Origin of the sequence: Oceanobacillus senegalensis, from assembly GCF_900176885.1 — a bacterium.
Classification (GTDB): Bacteria; Bacillota; Bacilli; order Bacillales; family Amphibacillaceae; genus Oceanobacillus; species Oceanobacillus senegalensis.
Genome location: NZ_LT839648.1, coordinates 2,080,170 through 2,095,479 on the forward strand (window position 1 = coordinate 2,080,170; position 15,310 = coordinate 2,095,479).

Annotated in this window: 5 protein-coding genes, 35 tRNA genes and 4 rRNA genes; 2 read left to right on the top strand and 42 right to left on the bottom strand. The window is 45.1% G+C overall.

Annotated elements, in window-relative coordinates:
- Positions 1-5: 5 nt before the first annotated feature.
- The 24 genes from CAO17_RS09955 to CAO17_RS10070 all read right to left on the bottom strand — a co-directional run bounded on the left by CAO17_RS09955 (position 6) and on the right by CAO17_RS10070 (position 8,933).
- Positions 6-1,570: ribosomal RNA gene (locus CAO17_RS09955) — 16S ribosomal RNA — on the bottom strand.
- Positions 1,571-1,754: 184 nt separating this feature from the next.
- Positions 1,755-1,830 (bottom strand) — tRNA-Ala (locus CAO17_RS09960).
- Positions 1,831-1,845: 15 nt separating this feature from the next.
- A tRNA-Pro gene (locus CAO17_RS09965) sits at positions 1,846-1,922 on the bottom strand.
- A 4-nt stretch (positions 1,923-1,926) separates the two neighbouring features.
- A tRNA-Arg gene (locus CAO17_RS09970) sits at positions 1,927-2,003 on the bottom strand.
- Positions 2,004-2,006: 3 nt separating this feature from the next.
- Positions 2,007-2,095: transfer RNA gene (locus CAO17_RS09975), tRNA-Leu, on the bottom strand.
- An 8-nt stretch (positions 2,096-2,103) separates the two neighbouring features.
- Positions 2,104-2,178: transfer RNA gene (locus CAO17_RS09980), tRNA-Gly, on the bottom strand.
- Between the two features lie 28 nt (positions 2,179-2,206).
- Positions 2,207-2,291: transfer RNA gene (locus CAO17_RS09985), tRNA-Leu, on the bottom strand.
- A 5-nt stretch (positions 2,292-2,296) separates the two neighbouring features.
- Positions 2,297-2,372 (bottom strand) — tRNA-Lys (locus CAO17_RS09990).
- A 16-nt stretch (positions 2,373-2,388) separates the two neighbouring features.
- Positions 2,389-2,464 (bottom strand) — tRNA-Thr (locus CAO17_RS09995).
- 163 nt (positions 2,465-2,627) lie between these two features.
- Positions 2,628-2,703, bottom strand: a tRNA-Val gene (locus tag CAO17_RS10000).
- 7 nt (positions 2,704-2,710) lie between these two features.
- A 5S ribosomal RNA gene (rrf, locus tag CAO17_RS10005) occupies positions 2,711-2,825 on the bottom strand.
- Positions 2,826-2,938: 113 nt separating this feature from the next.
- Positions 2,939-5,859: ribosomal RNA gene (locus CAO17_RS10010) — 23S ribosomal RNA — on the bottom strand.
- A 221-nt stretch (positions 5,860-6,080) separates the two neighbouring features.
- A 16S ribosomal RNA gene (locus CAO17_RS10015) occupies positions 6,081-7,645 on the bottom strand.
- Together the 16S, 23S and 5S rRNA genes with 20 tRNA genes alongside form the textbook arrangement of a ribosomal RNA operon.
- A 210-nt stretch (positions 7,646-7,855) precedes the next feature.
- Positions 7,856-7,929 (bottom strand) — tRNA-Ile (locus CAO17_RS10020).
- A gap of 10 nt (positions 7,930-7,939) precedes the next feature.
- Positions 7,940-8,013 (bottom strand) — tRNA-Gly (locus tag CAO17_RS10025).
- Between the two features lie 65 nt (positions 8,014-8,078).
- A tRNA-Pro gene (locus tag CAO17_RS10030) sits at positions 8,079-8,155 on the bottom strand.
- Positions 8,156-8,165: 10 nt separating this feature from the next.
- A tRNA-Arg gene (locus tag CAO17_RS10035) sits at positions 8,166-8,242 on the bottom strand.
- Between the two features lie 44 nt (positions 8,243-8,286).
- Positions 8,287-8,370 (bottom strand) — tRNA-Leu (locus tag CAO17_RS10040).
- A gap of 14 nt (positions 8,371-8,384) precedes the next feature.
- Positions 8,385-8,457: transfer RNA gene (locus CAO17_RS10045), tRNA-Lys, on the bottom strand.
- 49 nt (positions 8,458-8,506) lie between these two features.
- Positions 8,507-8,578: transfer RNA gene (locus CAO17_RS10050), tRNA-Gln, on the bottom strand.
- Positions 8,579-8,586: 8 nt separating this feature from the next.
- Positions 8,587-8,660 (bottom strand) — tRNA-Asp (locus tag CAO17_RS10055).
- 24 nt (positions 8,661-8,684) lie between these two features.
- Positions 8,685-8,756, bottom strand: a tRNA-Glu gene (locus CAO17_RS10060).
- Between the two features lie 7 nt (positions 8,757-8,763).
- A tRNA-Ser gene (locus CAO17_RS10065) sits at positions 8,764-8,854 on the bottom strand.
- A gap of 4 nt (positions 8,855-8,858) precedes the next feature.
- A tRNA-Asn gene (locus tag CAO17_RS10070) sits at positions 8,859-8,933 on the bottom strand.
- A 192-nt stretch (positions 8,934-9,125) separates the two neighbouring features.
- On the opposite strand from CAO17_RS10070, the gene CAO17_RS10075 reads away from it, so the two are divergent.
- Positions 9,126-9,368 carry a hypothetical protein gene (locus CAO17_RS10075; RefSeq protein ID WP_179151929.1) on the top strand — a complete coding sequence of 81 codons (243 nt, stop codon included), beginning with the start codon at positions 9,126-9,128 and terminating at the stop codon, positions 9,366-9,368.
- A gap of 765 nt (positions 9,369-10,133) precedes the next feature.
- Here CAO17_RS10075 and CAO17_RS10090 read toward each other — a convergent pair.
- The 17 genes from CAO17_RS10090 to CAO17_RS10170 all read right to left on the bottom strand — a co-directional run bounded on the left by CAO17_RS10090 (position 10,134) and on the right by CAO17_RS10170 (position 13,256).
- Entirely contained in the window at positions 10,134-10,964 is an 831-nt protein-coding gene (locus CAO17_RS10090) for a LysM peptidoglycan-binding domain-containing protein (RefSeq protein WP_085992657.1), read from the bottom strand.
- A gap of 366 nt (positions 10,965-11,330) precedes the next feature.
- Positions 11,331-11,579, bottom strand: a complete 249-nt coding sequence (locus CAO17_RS10095) for a hypothetical protein (protein ID WP_085992658.1) — start codon at positions 11,577-11,579, stop codon at positions 11,331-11,333.
- Between the two features lie 311 nt (positions 11,580-11,890).
- A tRNA-Ile gene (locus CAO17_RS10100) sits at positions 11,891-11,964 on the bottom strand.
- A 17-nt stretch (positions 11,965-11,981) separates the two neighbouring features.
- A tRNA-Met gene (locus CAO17_RS10105) sits at positions 11,982-12,058 on the bottom strand.
- Between the two features lie 15 nt (positions 12,059-12,073).
- A tRNA-Ala gene (locus tag CAO17_RS10110) sits at positions 12,074-12,146 on the bottom strand.
- Between the two features lie 16 nt (positions 12,147-12,162).
- A tRNA-Pro gene (locus tag CAO17_RS10115) sits at positions 12,163-12,239 on the bottom strand.
- A gap of 6 nt (positions 12,240-12,245) precedes the next feature.
- Positions 12,246-12,320 (bottom strand) — tRNA-Gln (locus CAO17_RS10120).
- A 7-nt stretch (positions 12,321-12,327) separates the two neighbouring features.
- Positions 12,328-12,403, bottom strand: a tRNA-His gene (locus CAO17_RS10125).
- Positions 12,404-12,414: 11 nt separating this feature from the next.
- A tRNA-Trp gene (locus CAO17_RS10130) sits at positions 12,415-12,488 on the bottom strand.
- A gap of 53 nt (positions 12,489-12,541) precedes the next feature.
- Positions 12,542-12,634 (bottom strand) — tRNA-Ser (locus CAO17_RS10135).
- A gap of 9 nt (positions 12,635-12,643) precedes the next feature.
- Positions 12,644-12,720 (bottom strand) — tRNA-Asp (locus tag CAO17_RS10140).
- A 36-nt stretch (positions 12,721-12,756) separates the two neighbouring features.
- Positions 12,757-12,833: transfer RNA gene (locus CAO17_RS10145), tRNA-Met, on the bottom strand.
- 8 nt (positions 12,834-12,841) lie between these two features.
- Positions 12,842-12,914: transfer RNA gene (locus tag CAO17_RS10150), tRNA-Thr, on the bottom strand.
- An 8-nt stretch (positions 12,915-12,922) separates the two neighbouring features.
- Positions 12,923-12,998, bottom strand: a tRNA-Val gene (locus CAO17_RS10155).
- Positions 12,999-13,007: 9 nt separating this feature from the next.
- A tRNA-Glu gene (locus CAO17_RS10160) sits at positions 13,008-13,079 on the bottom strand.
- Between the two features lie 7 nt (positions 13,080-13,086).
- Positions 13,087-13,177, bottom strand: a tRNA-Ser gene (locus tag CAO17_RS10165).
- 4 nt (positions 13,178-13,181) lie between these two features.
- A tRNA-Asn gene (locus tag CAO17_RS10170) sits at positions 13,182-13,256 on the bottom strand.
- Between the two features lie 192 nt (positions 13,257-13,448).
- Here CAO17_RS10170 and CAO17_RS10175 point away from each other — a divergent pair.
- On the top strand, positions 13,449-13,691 hold the full coding sequence (locus tag CAO17_RS10175; RefSeq protein ID WP_179151929.1) for a hypothetical protein: 243 nt from the start codon (positions 13,449-13,451) through the stop codon (positions 13,689-13,691).
- Between the two features lie 765 nt (positions 13,692-14,456).
- Here CAO17_RS10175 and CAO17_RS10190 read toward each other — a convergent pair.
- The gene (locus tag CAO17_RS10190) at positions 14,457-15,287 is read right to left on the bottom strand and encodes a LysM peptidoglycan-binding domain-containing protein (protein WP_085992657.1); all 831 of its coding nucleotides are present in this window, start codon (positions 15,285-15,287) and stop codon (positions 14,457-14,459) included.
- Positions 15,288-15,310 lie beyond the last annotated feature (23 nt).

Genomic DNA, 15,310 nt, shown 5'->3' on the forward strand with positions numbered 1-15,310 from the left:
CTTAGAAAGGAGGTGATCCAGCCGCACCTTCCGATACGGCTACCTTGTTACGACTTCACCCCAATCATTGGTCCCACCTTCGGCGGCTGGCTCCAAGAGGTTACCTCACCGACTTCGGGTGTTACCAACTCTCGTGGTGTGACGGGCGGTGTGTACAAGACCCGGGAACGTATTCACCGCGGCATGCTGATCCGCGATTACTAGCGATTCCGGCTTCATGTAGGCGAGTTGCAGCCTACAATCCGAACTGAGAATGGTTTTATGGGATTTGCTTGACCTCACGGTTTCGCTTCCCTTTGTACCATCCATTGTAGCACGTGTGTAGCCCAGGTCATAAGGGGCATGATGATTTGACGTCATCCCCACCTTCCTCCGGTTTGTCACCGGCAGTCACCTTAGAGTGCCCAACTGAATGCTGGCAACTAAGATCAAGGGTTGCGCTCGTTGCGGGACTTAACCCAACATCTCACGACACGAGCTGACGACAACCATGCACCACCTGTCACTCTGTCCCCGAAGGGAAAATCCTATCTCTAGGAGTGTCAGAGGATGTCAAGACCTGGTAAGGTTCTTCGCGTTGCTTCGAATTAAACCACATGCTCCACCGCTTGTGCGGGTCCCCGTCAATTCTTTTGAGTTTCAGCCTTGCGGCCGTACTCCCCAGGCGGAGTGCTTAATGCGTTAACTTCAGCACTAAAGGGCGGAAACCCTCTAACACCTAGCACTCATCGTTTACGGCGTGGACTACCAGGGTATCTAATCCTGTTCGCTACCCACGCTTTCGCTCCTCAGCGTCAGTTACAGACCAGAGAGTCGCCTTCGCCACTGGTGTTCCTCCACATCTCTACGCATTTCACCGCTACACGTGGAATTCCACTCTCCTCTTCTGTACTCAAGTCCTCCAGTTTCCAATGACCGCTCACGGTTAAGCCGCAAGATTTCACATCAGACTTAAAAGACCGCCTGCGAGCGCTTTACGCCCAATAAATCCGGACAACGCTTGCCACCTACGTATTACCGCGGCTGCTGGCACGTAGTTAGCCGTGGCTTTCTGGTTAGGTACCGTCAAGGTATGATCAGTTACTATCATACTTGTTCTTCCCTAACAACAGAGTTTTACGATCCGAAAACCTTCTTCACTCACGCGGCGTTGCTCCGTCAGACTTTCGTCCATTGCGGAAGATTCCCTACTGCTGCCTCCCGTAGGAGTCTGGGCCGTGTCTCAGTCCCAGTGTGGCCGATCACCCTCTCAGGTCGGCTACGCATCGTCGCCTTGGTGAGCCTTTACCTCACCAACTAACTAATGCGCCGCGGGCCCATCTGTAAGTGACAGCCGAAGCCGTCTTTCAAACTCTCCATCATGCGATGAAAAGTATTATCCGGTATTAGCTCACGTTTCCGCAAGTTATCCCAATCTTACAGGCAGGTTGCCCACGTGTTACTCACCCGTCCGCCGCTCGTTCCACTAACGTCACCCCCGAAGGGGATCAGTTAGCTTCCCGCGCTCGACTTGCATGTATTAGGCACGCCGCCAGCGTTCGTCCTGAGCCAAGATCAAACTCTCCAAAAAAGTTTGTATAGAATTAACACCAATTAATTCTATGTCTTAGCTATAGTTAAAAGAAAAACGAGTTCCTTTTAATATCTTAACATACTGGTTGTTTTGTTCAGTTTTCAAAGAGCAAATTTGGTTCGCTTTGTAACAGCGACTTTATTAATTTAACATACTAATTAACTTCTGTCAATCGATATCCTGGTGGAGCCTAGCGGGATCGAACCGCTGACCTCCTGCGTGCAAAGCAGGCGCTCTCCCAGCTGAGCTAAGGCCCCATCATTCATCTATAATGGTCGGGAAGACAGGATTTGAACCTGCGACCCCATGGTCCCAAACCATGTGCTCTACCAAGCTGAGCTACTTCCCGATAATGGCGCGCCCGAGAGGAGTCGAACCCCTAACCTTCTGATCCGTAGTCAGACGCTCTATCCAATTGAGCTACGGGCGCTTATGGTGCCGAGGACCGGAATCGAACCGGTACGGTAGTTACCTACCGCAGGATTTTAAGTCCTGTGCGTCTGCCAGTTCCGCCACCCCGGCACATAGTCTGGAGCGGAAGACGGGATTCGAACCCGCGACCCCCACCTTGGCAAGGTGGTGTTCTACCACTGAACTACTTCCGCATGACAATGTTTTTATAGTATATTATAATGGTGCGGGTGAAGGGAGTCGAACCCCCACATCCGAAGATACTAGATCCTAAGTCTAGCGCGTCTGCCAATTCCGCCACACCCGCATAAATGGTGAGCCATGAAGGATTCGAACCTTCGACCCTCTGATTAAAAGTCAGATGCTCTGCCGACTGAGCTAATGGCTCATATATTTTATAGAAATGGTGCCGGCCAGAGGACTTGAACCCCCAACCTACTGATTACAAGTCAGTTGCTCTACCAATTGAGCTAGGCCGGCGTATTATGTTTTAGATAATATTATTAGATGGTGCACTACTTTTTTTATGCTCGTCGTGTTGTAAGTTCATTCGGTTAAGTTGCACTTCTCACAAGCCTGCACATAGTAGGTTTTGATGAAATAAACGGCTTGCTCTACCAATTGAGTTAGACCGGATTATATATGGTGGAGGATACAGGACTTGAACCTGTGACCCCCTGCTTGTAAGGCAGGTGCTCTCCCAACTGAGCTAATCCTCCGGATGAAACCTGGCGGCGTCCTACTCTCGCAGGGGTTAACCCCAACTACCATCGGCGCTGGAGAGCTTAACTACTGTGTTCGGCATGGGAACAGGTGTGACCTCTCCGCCATCGCTACCAGATAATACTTATTCATAAGAACAAGTTATATTATATGCATTTTTGACAAAAAGTGCAAGGGTTTTTTATACCCTAAAAACTAAATAAGAGGTAATCACTGACATCCTTTAAGAAGTTAGTTAAGTCCTCGATCGATTAGTATTCGTCAGCTCCACGTGTCACCACGCTTCCACCTCGAACCTATCTACCTCATAGTCCCTGAGGGATCTTACTCACTTAGAAGTGATGGGAAGTCTCATCTTGAGGGGGGCTTCATGCTTAGATGCTTTCAGCACTTATCCTTACCATACGTAGCTACCCAGCTATGCTCCTGGCGGAACAACTGGTACACCAGCGGTATGTCCATCCCGGTCCTCTCGTACTAAGGACAGCTCCTCTCAAACTTCCGGCGCCCACGACGGATAGGGACCGAACTGTCTCACGACGTTCTGAACCCAGCTCGCGTACCGCTTTAATGGGCGAACAGCCCAACCCTTGGGACCGACTACAGCCCCAGGATGCGATGAGCCGACATCGAGGTGCCAAACCTCCCCGTCGATGTGAACTCTTGGGGGAGATAAGCCTGTTATCCCCGGGGTAGCTTTTATCCGTTGAGCGATGGCCCTTCCATGCGGAACCACCGGATCACTAAGCCCGACTTTCGTCCCTGCTCGACTTGTAGGTCTCGCAGTCAAGCTCCCTTCTGCCTTTACACTCTGCGAATGATTTCCAACCATTCTGAGGGAACCTTTGGGCGCCTCCGTTACCTTTTGGGAGGCGACCGCCCCAGTCAAACTGCCCGCCTGACACTGTCTCCGAACCGGATCACGGTCCTGGGTTAGAAGGTCCATACAGCCAGGGTGGTATCCCACGGATGCCTCCACGTAAGCTGGCGCTCACGCTTCTGAGGCTCCCACCTATCCTGTACAAGCTGCACAGACATTCAATATCAGGCTACAGTAAAGCTCCACGGGGTCTTTCCGTCCTGTCGCGGGTAATGCGCATCTTCACGCATAGTATAATTTCACCGGGTCTCTCGTTGAGACAGTGCCCAAGTCGTTGCACCTTTCGTGCGGGTCGGAACTTACCCGACAAGGAATTTCGCTACCTTAGGACCGTTATAGTTACGGCCGCCGTTTACTGGGGCTTCGGTTCTAAGCTTCGGACCAAAGGTCCTAACTCTTCCCCTTAACCTTCCAGCACCGGGCAGGTGTCAGCCCCTATACTTCGCCTTTCGGCTTCGCAGAGACCTGTGTTTTTGCTAAACAGTCGCTTGGGCCTATTCACTGCGGCTCTATCTCTATAGAGCACCCCTTCTCCCTAAGTTACGGGGTCATTTTGCCGAGTTCCTTAACGAGAGTTCTCCCGCTCACCTTAGGATTCTCTCCTCGCCTACCTGTGTCGGTTTGCGGTACGGGCACCTGTGATCTGGCTAGAGGCTTTTCTCGGCAGTGTGAAATCCGGAACTTCGGCTATAGTTGCCTCCCCATCACAGCTTGAAATGGCCAGACGGATTTGCCTATCTGACTTTCTCACTGCTTGGGCGCACACGTCCATCGGTGCGCATTCCTTATCCTACTGCGTCCCCCCATCACTCATAACGATCACGAGGTGGTACAGGAATATCTGCCTGTTGTCCATCGCCTACGCCTTTCGGCCTCGGCTTAGGTCCCGACTAACCCTGAGAGGACGAGCCTTCCTCAGGAAACCTTAGGCATTCGGTGAAAGAGATTCTCACTCTTTTTTCGCTACTCATACCGGCATTCTCACTTCTAAGCGCTCCACCAGTCCTCACGGTCTGACTTCACAGCACTTAGAACGCTCTCCTACCATTGTCTAAAAGACAATCCACAGCTTCGGTGATACGTTTAGCCCCGGTACATTTTCGGCGCAGAGTCACTCGACCAGTGAGCTATTACGCACTCTTTAAATGATGGCTGCTTCTAAGCCAACATCCTGGTTGTCTAAGCAACTCCACATCCTTTTCCACTTAACGTATACTTTGGGACCTTAGCTGGTGGTCTGGGCTGTTTCCCTTTCGACTATGAACCTTATCACCCATAGTCTGACTCCCAAGTCTAAGTAGCTGGCATTCGGAGTTTGACTGAATTCGGTAACCCGATGAGGGCCCCTAGTCCAATCAGTGCTCTACCTCCAGTACTCTTATCTTTGAGGCTAGCCCTAAAGCTATTTCGGAGAGAACCAGCTATCTCCGTGTTCGATTGGCATTTCACCCCTACCCACACCTCATCCCCGCATTTTTCAACATACGTGGGTTCGGGCCTCCTGTCAGTGTTACCTGACCTTCACCCTGGACATGGGTAGATCACACGGTTTCGGGTCTACGACCGCATACTCATTCGCCCTGTTTAGACTCGCTTTCGCTGCGGCTTCGTGTCTTCCACTTAACCTTGCATACGATCGTAACTCGCCGGTCCATTCTACAAAAGGTACGCCGTCACGCGTAAATGCGCTTCGACTACTTGTAGGCACACGGTTTCAGGTACTCTTTCACTCCCCTTCCGGGGTACTTTTCACCTTTCCCTCACGGTACTGGTTCACTATCGGTCACTAGGGAGTATTTAGCCTTGGGAGATGGTCCTCCCGGATTCCGACGGAATTCCACGTGTTCCGCCGTACTCAGGATACACTCCGGAGAGAATTCTCTTTTGACTACAGGGCTGTTACCCTCTTTGGCTCATCTTTCCAGATGGATTCGTCTAAAGAATTCCTTTGTAACTCCATGTGGAGTGTCCTACAACCCCAGAGAGCAAGCTCTCTGGTTTGGGCTGTTTCCGTTTCGCTCGCCGCTACTTGGGAAATCGCATTTGCTTTCTCTTCCTCTGGGTACTGAGATGTTTCAGTTCCCCAGGTATGCCTCTTGTGCCCTATGTATTCAGACACAAGTCCTGTTCCATTACGAACAGTGGGTTTCCCCATTCGGAAATCTCCGGATCAAAGCTTACTTACAGCTCCCCGAAGCATATCGGTGTTAGTCCCGTCCTTCATCAGCTCCTAGTGCCAAGGCATCCACCGTGCGCCCTTATTCACTTAACTAAGTTTACAATGAATAAGCGTACTAAATTAATAGCCTTGCTTTACGTTTTAATCTAGATTCAGCTCCCATAATCAGTCGCTGCATCCTTTTATTTTTGATGTCGTTGATTACTCTTATTTAGTTTTCAAGGTACAAAAATTAAGAGATTCACTCTCTCAAAACTGAACCAAACAACTCAGTATGTTTCATCCTAAATAGGATGTTCCGTAATAATCCTTAGAAAGGAGGTGATCCAGCCGCACCTTCCGATACGGCTACCTTGTTACGACTTCACCCCAATCATTGGTCCCACCTTCGGCGGCTGGCTCCAAAAGGTTACCTCACCGACTTCGGGTGTTACCAACTCTCGTGGTGTGACGGGCGGTGTGTACAAGACCCGGGAACGTATTCACCGCGGCATGCTGATCCGCGATTACTAGCGATTCCGGCTTCATGTAGGCGAGTTGCAGCCTACAATCCGAACTGAGAATGGTTTTATGGGATTTGCTTGACCTCACGGTTTCGCTTCCCTTTGTACCATCCATTGTAGCACGTGTGTAGCCCAGGTCATAAGGGGCATGATGATTTGACGTCATCCCCACCTTCCTCCGGTTTGTCACCGGCAGTCACCTTAGAGTGCCCAACTGAATGCTGGCAACTAAGATCAAGGGTTGCGCTCGTTGCGGGACTTAACCCAACATCTCACGACACGAGCTGACGACAACCATGCACCACCTGTCACTCTGTCCCCGAAGGGAAAATCCTATCTCTAGGAGTGTCAGAGGATGTCAAGACCTGGTAAGGTTCTTCGCGTTGCTTCGAATTAAACCACATGCTCCACCGCTTGTGCGGGTCCCCGTCAATTCTTTTGAGTTTCAGCCTTGCGGCCGTACTCCCCAGGCGGAGTGCTTAATGCGTTAACTTCAGCACTAAAGGGCGGAAACCCTCTAACACCTAGCACTCATCGTTTACGGCGTGGACTACCAGGGTATCTAATCCTGTTCGCTACCCACGCTTTCGCTCCTCAGCGTCAGTTACAGACCAGAGAGTCGCCTTCGCCACTGGTGTTCCTCCACATCTCTACGCATTTCACCGCTACACGTGGAATTCCACTCTCCTCTTCTGTACTCAAGTCCTCCAGTTTCCAATGACCGCTCACGGTTAAGCCGCAAGATTTCACATCAGACTTAAAAGACCGCCTGCGAGCGCTTTACGCCCAATAAATCCGGACAACGCTTGCCACCTACGTATTACCGCGGCTGCTGGCACGTAGTTAGCCGTGGCTTTCTGGTTAGGTACCGTCAAGGTATGATCAGTTACTATCATACTTGTTCTTCCCTAACAACAGAGTTTTACGATCCGAAAACCTTCTTCACTCACGCGGCGTTGCTCCGTCAGACTTTCGTCCATTGCGGAAGATTCCCTACTGCTGCCTCCCGTAGGAGTCTGGGCCGTGTCTCAGTCCCAGTGTGGCCGATCACCCTCTCAGGTCGGCTACGCATCGTCGCCTTGGTGAGCCTTTACCTCACCAACTAACTAATGCGCCGCGGGCCCATCTGTAAGTGACAGCCGAAGCCGTCTTTCAAACTCTCCATCATGCGATGAAAAGTATTATCCGGTATTAGCTCACGTTTCCGCAAGTTATCCCAATCTTACAGGCAGGTTGCCCACGTGTTACTCACCCGTCCGCCGCTCGTTCCACTAACGTCACCCCCGAAGGGGATCAGTTAGCTTCCCGCGCTCGACTTGCATGTATTAGGCACGCCGCCAGCGTTCGTCCTGAGCCAAGATCAAACTCTCCAAAAAAGTTTGTATAGAATTAACACCAATTAATTCTATGTCTTAGCTATAGTTAAAAGAAAAACGAGTTCCTTTTAATATCTTAACATACTGGTTGTTTTGTTCAGTTTTCAAAGAGCAAATTGTTCGTGTTTTCACAACGATACAATTGACAATATATCGCATTAAGCGACACCTGTCAAGGTTATTTTAACAAAACCCACTTTATTGAGTGGATGGGCCTGAGTGGACTCGAACCACCGACCTCACGCTTATCAGGCGTGCGCTCTAACCAGCTGAGCTACAGGCCCACATTTATAATGGAGCGGGTGAAGGGAATCGAACCCTCGACATCAGCTTGGAAGGCTGAGGTTTTACCACTAAACTACACCCGCATAGTATTAATCGATTCTGTCATCGATAATTTCATGAACAACATATCAATCCATTAATCTATCAATGGTCGGGAAGACAGGATTTGAACCTGCGACCCCATGGTCCCAAACCATGTGCTCTACCAAGCTGAGCTACTTCCCGTTTTTATAAATGGCGCGCCCGAGAGGAGTCGAACCCCTAACCTTCTGATCCGTAGTCAGACGCTCTATCCAATTGAGCTACGGGCGCTTAAAAAACACTATATTTCTTCTGGTTTGTTATATGAATCAAAGTGCGGTCGAGAGGACTTGAACCTCCACGGGATTAACTCCCACTAGGCCCTCAACCTAGCGCGTCTGCCATTCCGCCACGACCGCATAAATGGAAAAAGTGAGCCATGAAGGATTCGAACCTTCGACCCTCTGATTAAAAGTCAGATGCTCTGCCGACTGAGCTAATGGCTCATATTATTACTACGTTAATAGTTAATGTGTTTTTTGAGAATAAAAAAGGCTGGGCCACTAGGATTCGAACCTAGGGTACACGGGATCAAAACCCGATGCCTTACCGCTTGGCTATGGCCCAACAACTGACGGTCCGGACGGGACTCGAACCCGCGACCTCCTGCGTGACAGGCAGGCATTCTAACCAACTGAACTACCGGACCCAACTTTTTTATTAACATTTGTGATGACCCGTACGGGATTCGAACCCGTGTTACCGCCGTGAAAGGGCGGTGTCTTAACCACTTGACCAACGGGCCAATAGAATGGCGGAGAAGGAGGGATTTGAACCCTCGCGCCGCTTACACGACCTACACCCTTAGCAGGGGCGCCTCTTCAGCCACTTGAGTACTTCTCCTAATTGGCTCCACAGGTAGGATTCGAACCTACGACCGATCGGTTAACAGCCGATTGCTCTACCACTGAGCTACTGTGGAATAATGAAATTTAATTAATAATTTTGTCGTCAACAGTTATAAAATATACCACACAAAAACAAATCTGTCAAAACTTTTATTAAGATTTTTTTTGCTTTATTTTTTAACTCAGTTGTCGTTGTTTTGTAGCGACAAAATATATAATATAACGTCATTTAAATATTGTCAACAACTTTTCTAAAAAAATATTAAGTGAAACTTCATTCATTGCTTTTCACTTTCATTCCCCCTATTTTTGAGGTAGGGATATTACTGCCGGCGATAAATAAATTAAAAGAACCGTACTATTCCCCATCCATCCCGGTTATACCGCTTATCCAGATTGGAGTTGCTTTAGCAGGAGCTACTTCTTATATAATGCCATTAAAAGAGGTAAATGGATTTCTACTAGATTTAGAAGTAATTCCTAAAGATGTCCGTCATAGTACAAAATGAATAATTTTGAATTTCCCAGTAGACCCTATCCCTTTCTTGGCTGCTATTGACCTTTTTCCAAAAGCGGTTCAATTTGCTAATAAATATGAGACCATCATTTTACATGATTTTGCCTGTTCTAAACTCTATTATGAGGAAAAGCCTATCAAGCTCTTATCCAGTGAAGGGGAAAAATGTAGGGGGGCGAATTCAATTCATTCTCTAAGAATTTTAATATGGCTTGATGTTGAATTAGATATGTGGCAGAAAATTCCCTTGTCATTGAAGCATTAAATCGTTTTAAATTTAATCTATATTATGGCATTATTACTATCTAAAAGTAGCCATTCAGATCTTAGAGATGTAAAAAAGATTTGGTATCATTGCCCAAAGAAACATGGATACCTTTGGAGCCTTTACCTCCCATCCTATAGCATGAAATTCGTTTAACTTTTGTTCAATGGGAAGAAAATTTTTACAAAAAGATGTAGATAGACGTAAGAATAGCAAGGTATTTTCTAAGGAAGATAATAAAATTGTGTTAAGCCACTTAGAGAGACTACGGAATGTTTCCTCCATTTTTGAGGTGGGGGTATTACCTCTCCTTAACCTGCAATAAATTTTATAATAAAACCAAAAAGCTAGAGTAACCGGAACACATCTGAGTCCGTTTACTCTAGCTTTTACTAAATCATGATATTTGAGGGCCAATTTCTAAATCCTAAACAATCCAATTTTTAGTTACATTTATAAAGTAGAGTGTGATACTCCATACTGTATTTCCGTTTATTCGATAACGGTAACCTCTACAGTTCTTCTTCCCCAATTATATGCTTCATCCTTTGTTGGAACATGAACATCAATTTTATTCCCATTAATGGCTCCACCGGTATCAGCTGCAATAGCCTCACCATAGCCTTCTACATAAACTTTTGAACCAAGCGGTATAACATTTGGGTCAACTGCAATTACCTTTGCATTTGGATTTTCTTTTAAATTCACACCTGTAGCTGTGATGCCTGAACAACCAGCACAATAGGCTGTATATGCAGTTGCTTCTACCGTGAGGGTCTTTCCGTTAACTTTTTCTTGTGCATTTGATTCTGTTGTTGATGTCTGTTGTTTAGAGTGGCTTTTCGATTCTACTACCTCTGTGCTTGATTTTACTTTTAATGATGGTTTCTTTTCTTTTATTTCAACATTAGAACTCGCTATTAATTGCTCTACTTGCTTTGCTTCCTTTCCACTTACTTCTTCTCCTTCTACCAACAGTTTCTCCCCAGTTACAATTAAGTCAGAAGTAAGATCATTCCAAACCATTAAGCTTGTAACTGTAACATCTTCGCCGTAGGATTGACTAATCTCCTTCAGTGTATCTCCTTTTTTCACTATATGAAATTCTCTCTCATCTTCAGTGATTTTCAAAACCTGCTTTGGAAAAATCAAAGAGGAATCTAATTTATTATCATTCATTAATGCTTCTACTGTTGTATCATATTTAATTGCTATATCCCAAAGAGTATCTCCATTTTGTACTTCGTGTTCAGCTGCCGATACAGTTGTTGCAGTGATGCCAATAATTATGAAACCTACAAGTAAAGCTACTAACCTTTTCATTATGTAGTCCTCCTCTTAATTACTAACAAACTCATCGTAACATGGTAGTCCCCTATTTGTGGTTACAGCTTGTTTAAAAGAGAGTAACAGGAATTACAAATTCATGGACAATATTACAAATGAAATAAAAGTAGATTAATAAGTTCTATTTCTATTATCCCTGCATATAATATATAAGGGGGAATATGTCCTTTTAAATCTATAGATATTTTGCTTTGAGATTGTCAGGAAGGCCTTGGTTATTATTGGAATTAACCAGTTTTGAAAAAGAAATATCTAAGTAATTTACATAAGAACATTAGCTGATTTAACGAAAAAATGACTAGCAATTATACCAATTGCTAGCCATTTTGCCCTGTACATATATCAATGAAATTCATAAATTTGTTCATCAGCTTTATACATTTTCTTCAATTGTTTTAATTTTACTTCAAATAGAGTAAGTGGGTCTTGATATACTTCAGGGTTCTCCCTCATGTTACTTAGTGTTTCTTTCAGTTCATCTCTTTGTACGTTTGTTTCTTCAATTGTTTCCTTTAATGCTGCTAATGGATGGACAAAAAACATGTGAATATCCCTTTCTAGCGTTTTCTCAAACAACTCAAATTGTTGCATAAACTCTTCTGTAATGGATTCAGCAGTTTTACTGTAATCTTTTCCTTCAATAAATTGTTTGTATTTATCTAGAATCTTTCNGTGGTAATAATTTATTCATATTTAAAAAACTTACGACCAACATGCCCCTCCATCTTCTAGCTAATTCAGGGATGATTGGTGCTTCGGGGCAACTCGTAGCTTATTCGGTGGAAGTAACGCTCGTGGCTGAGGTTTTACCACTAAACTACACCCGCATAAGTATAATAATATATTAAGTAAATCAACAAATCATTATTTATATCAATCTATTATTTTACCATAAATCAGAATGGACCCTGCAGGACTCGAACCTGCGACCGATCGGTTATGAGCCGATAGCTCTAACCAACTGAGCTAAGGGTCCGTATAAATAAAGTTATATGGTAGCGGCGGAGGGGATCGAACCCCCGACCTCACGGGTATGAACCGTACGCTCTCGCCAGCTGAGCTACACCGCCATGGATAATATTAGATGGAGCCTAGCGGGATCGAACCGCTGACCTCCTGCGTGCAAAGCAGGCGCTCTCCCAGCTGAGCTAAGGCCCCTTATTGTTTTCATTTCTGGTCGGGAAGACAGGATTTGAACCTGCGACCCCATGGTCCCAAACCATGTGCTCTACCAAGCTGAGCTACTTCCCGTTAATTTGGCTGGGCTACTAGGATTCGAACCTAGGATACACGGGATCAAAACCCGATGCCTTACCGCTTGGCTATAGCCCATCGTTCATGGGGCGACCGGTGGGAATCGAACCCACGAGTGTCGGAGCCACAATCCGATGCGTTAACCACTTCGCCACGACCGCCATCATCATTATGGCAGGGGTAGTAGGAATCGAACCCACATCGACGGTTTTGGAGACCGTAGTTTTACCATTAAACTATACCCCTATCTAAAAAACTACTATCTACATTTTTATAAAAGAACAACTGTTTATGATAAATGGAGGAGGTAGAGGGATTCGAACCCCCGCGCGGTTTGACCCGCCTCTCGGTTTTCAAGACCGACCCCTTCAGCCAGACTTGGGTATACCTCCGTAGAACTATGGCGGTCCGGACGGGACTCGAACCCGCGACCTCCTGCGTGACAGGCAGGCATTCTAACCAACTGAACTACCGGACCACTTACCAATTATTTTTATCTGTGTGTTGTATTATTTGGTTGCGGGGGCAGGATTTGAACCTACGACCTTCGGGTTATGAGCCCGACGAGCTACCAGACTGCTCCACCCCGCGATATGTGATGCCGGCCAGAGGACTTGAACCCCCAACCTACTGATTACAAGTCAGTTGCTCTACCAATTGAGCTAGGCCGGCATTCTGTATGGTGGAGGATACAGGACTTGAACCTGTGACCCCCTGCTTGTAAGGCAGGTGCTCTCCCAGCTGAGCTAATCCTCCAAGTAGTAGTGACCCGTACGGGATTCGAACCCGTGTTACCGCCGTGAAAGGGCGGTGTCTTAACCACTTGACCAACGGGCCAATGAAATGGCGGAGAAGGAGGGATTTGAACCCTCGCGCCGCTTACACGACCTACACCCTTAGCAGGGGCGCCTCTTCAGCCACTTGAGTACTTCTCCTAATTGGCTCCACAGGTAGGATTCGAACCTACGACCGATCGGTTAACAGCCGATTGCTCTACCACTGAGCTACTGTGGAATAATGAAATTTAATTAATAATTTTGTCGTCAACAGTTATAAAATATACCACACAAAAACAAATCTGTCAAAACTTTTATTAAGATTTTTTTTGCTTTATTTTTTAACTCAGTTGTCGTTGTTTTGTAGCGACAAAATATATAATATAACGTCATTTAAATATTGTCAACAACTTTTCTAAAAAAATATTAAGTGAAACTTCATTCATTGCTTTTCACTTTCATTCCCCCTATTTTTGAGGTAGGGATATTACTGCCGGCGATAAATAAATTAAAAGAACCGTACTATTCCCCATCCATCCCGGTTATACCGCTTATCCAGATTGGAGTTGCTTTAGCAGGAGCTACTTCTTATATAATGCCATTAAAAGAGGTAAATGGATTTCTACTAGATTTAGAAGTAATTCCTAAAGATGTCCGTCATAGTACAAAATGAATAATTTTGAATTTCCCAGTAGACCCTATCCCTTTCTTGGCTGCTATTGACCTTTTTCCAAAAGCGGTTCAATTTGCTAATAAATATGAGACCATCATTTTACATGATTTTGCCTGTTCTAAACTCTATTATGAGGAAAAGCCTATCAAGCTCTTATCCAGTGAAGGGGAAAAATGTAGGGGGGCGAATTCAATTCATTCTCTAAGAATTTTAATATGGCTTGATGTTGAATTAGATATGTGGCAGAAAATTCCCTTGTCATTGAAGCATTAAATCGTTTTAAATTTAATCTATATTATGGCATTATTACTATCTAAAAGTAGCCATTCAGATCTTAGAGATGTAAAAAAGATTTGGTATCATTGCCCAAAGAAACATGGATACCTTTGGAGCCTTTACCTCCCATCCTATAGCATGAAATTCGTTTAACTTTTGTTCAATGGGAAGAAAATTTTTACAAAAAGATGTAGATAGACGTAAGAATAGCAAGGTATTTTCTAAGGAAGATAATAAAATTGTGTTAAGCCACTTAGAGAGACTACGGAATGTTTCCTCCATTTTTGAGGTGGGGGTATTACCTCTCCTTAACCTGCAATAAATTTTATAATAAAACCAAAAAGCTAGAGTAACCGGAACACATCTGAGTCCGTTTACTCTAGCTTTTACTAAATCATGATATTTGAGGGCCAATTTCTAAATCCTAAACAATCCAATTTTTAGTTACATTTATAAAGTAGAGTGTGATACTCCATACTGTATTTCCGTTTATTCGATAACGGTAACCTCTACAGTTCTTCTTCCCCAATTATATGCTTCATCCTTTGTTGGAACATGAACATCAATTTTATTCCCATTAATGGCTCCACCGGTATCAGCTGCAATAGCCTCACCATAGCCTTCTACATAAACTTTTGAACCAAGCGGTATAACATTTGGGTCAACTGCAATTACCTTTGCATTTGGATTTTCTTTTAAATTCACACCTGTAGCTGTGATGCCTGAACAACCAGCACAATAGGCTGTATATGCAGTTGCTTCTACCGTGAGGGTCTTTCCGTTAACTTTTTCTTGTGCATTTGATTCTGTTGTTGATGTCTGTTGTTTAGAGTGGCTTTTCGATTCTACTACCTCTGTGCTTGATTTTACTTTTAATGATGGTTTCTTTTCTTTTATTTCAACATTAGAACTCGCTATTAATTGCTCTACTTGCTTTGCTTCCTTTCCACTTACTTCTTCTCCTTCTACCAACAGTTTCTCCCCAGTTACAATTAAGTCAGAAGTAAGATCATTCCAAACCATTAAGCTTGTAACTGTAACATCTTCGCCGTAGGATTGACTAATCTCCTTCAGTGTATCTCCTTTTTTCACTATATGAAATTCTCTCTCATCTTCAGTGATTTTCAAAACCTGCTTTGGAAAAATCAAAGAGGAATCTAATTTATTATCATTCATTAATGCTTCTACTGTTGTATCATATTTAATTGCTATATCCCAAAGAGTATCTCCATTTTGTACTTCGTGTTCAGCTGCCGATACAGTTGTTGCAGTGATGCCAATAATTATGAAACCTACAAGTAAAGCTACTAACCTTTTCATTATGTAGTCCTCCTCTTAATTAC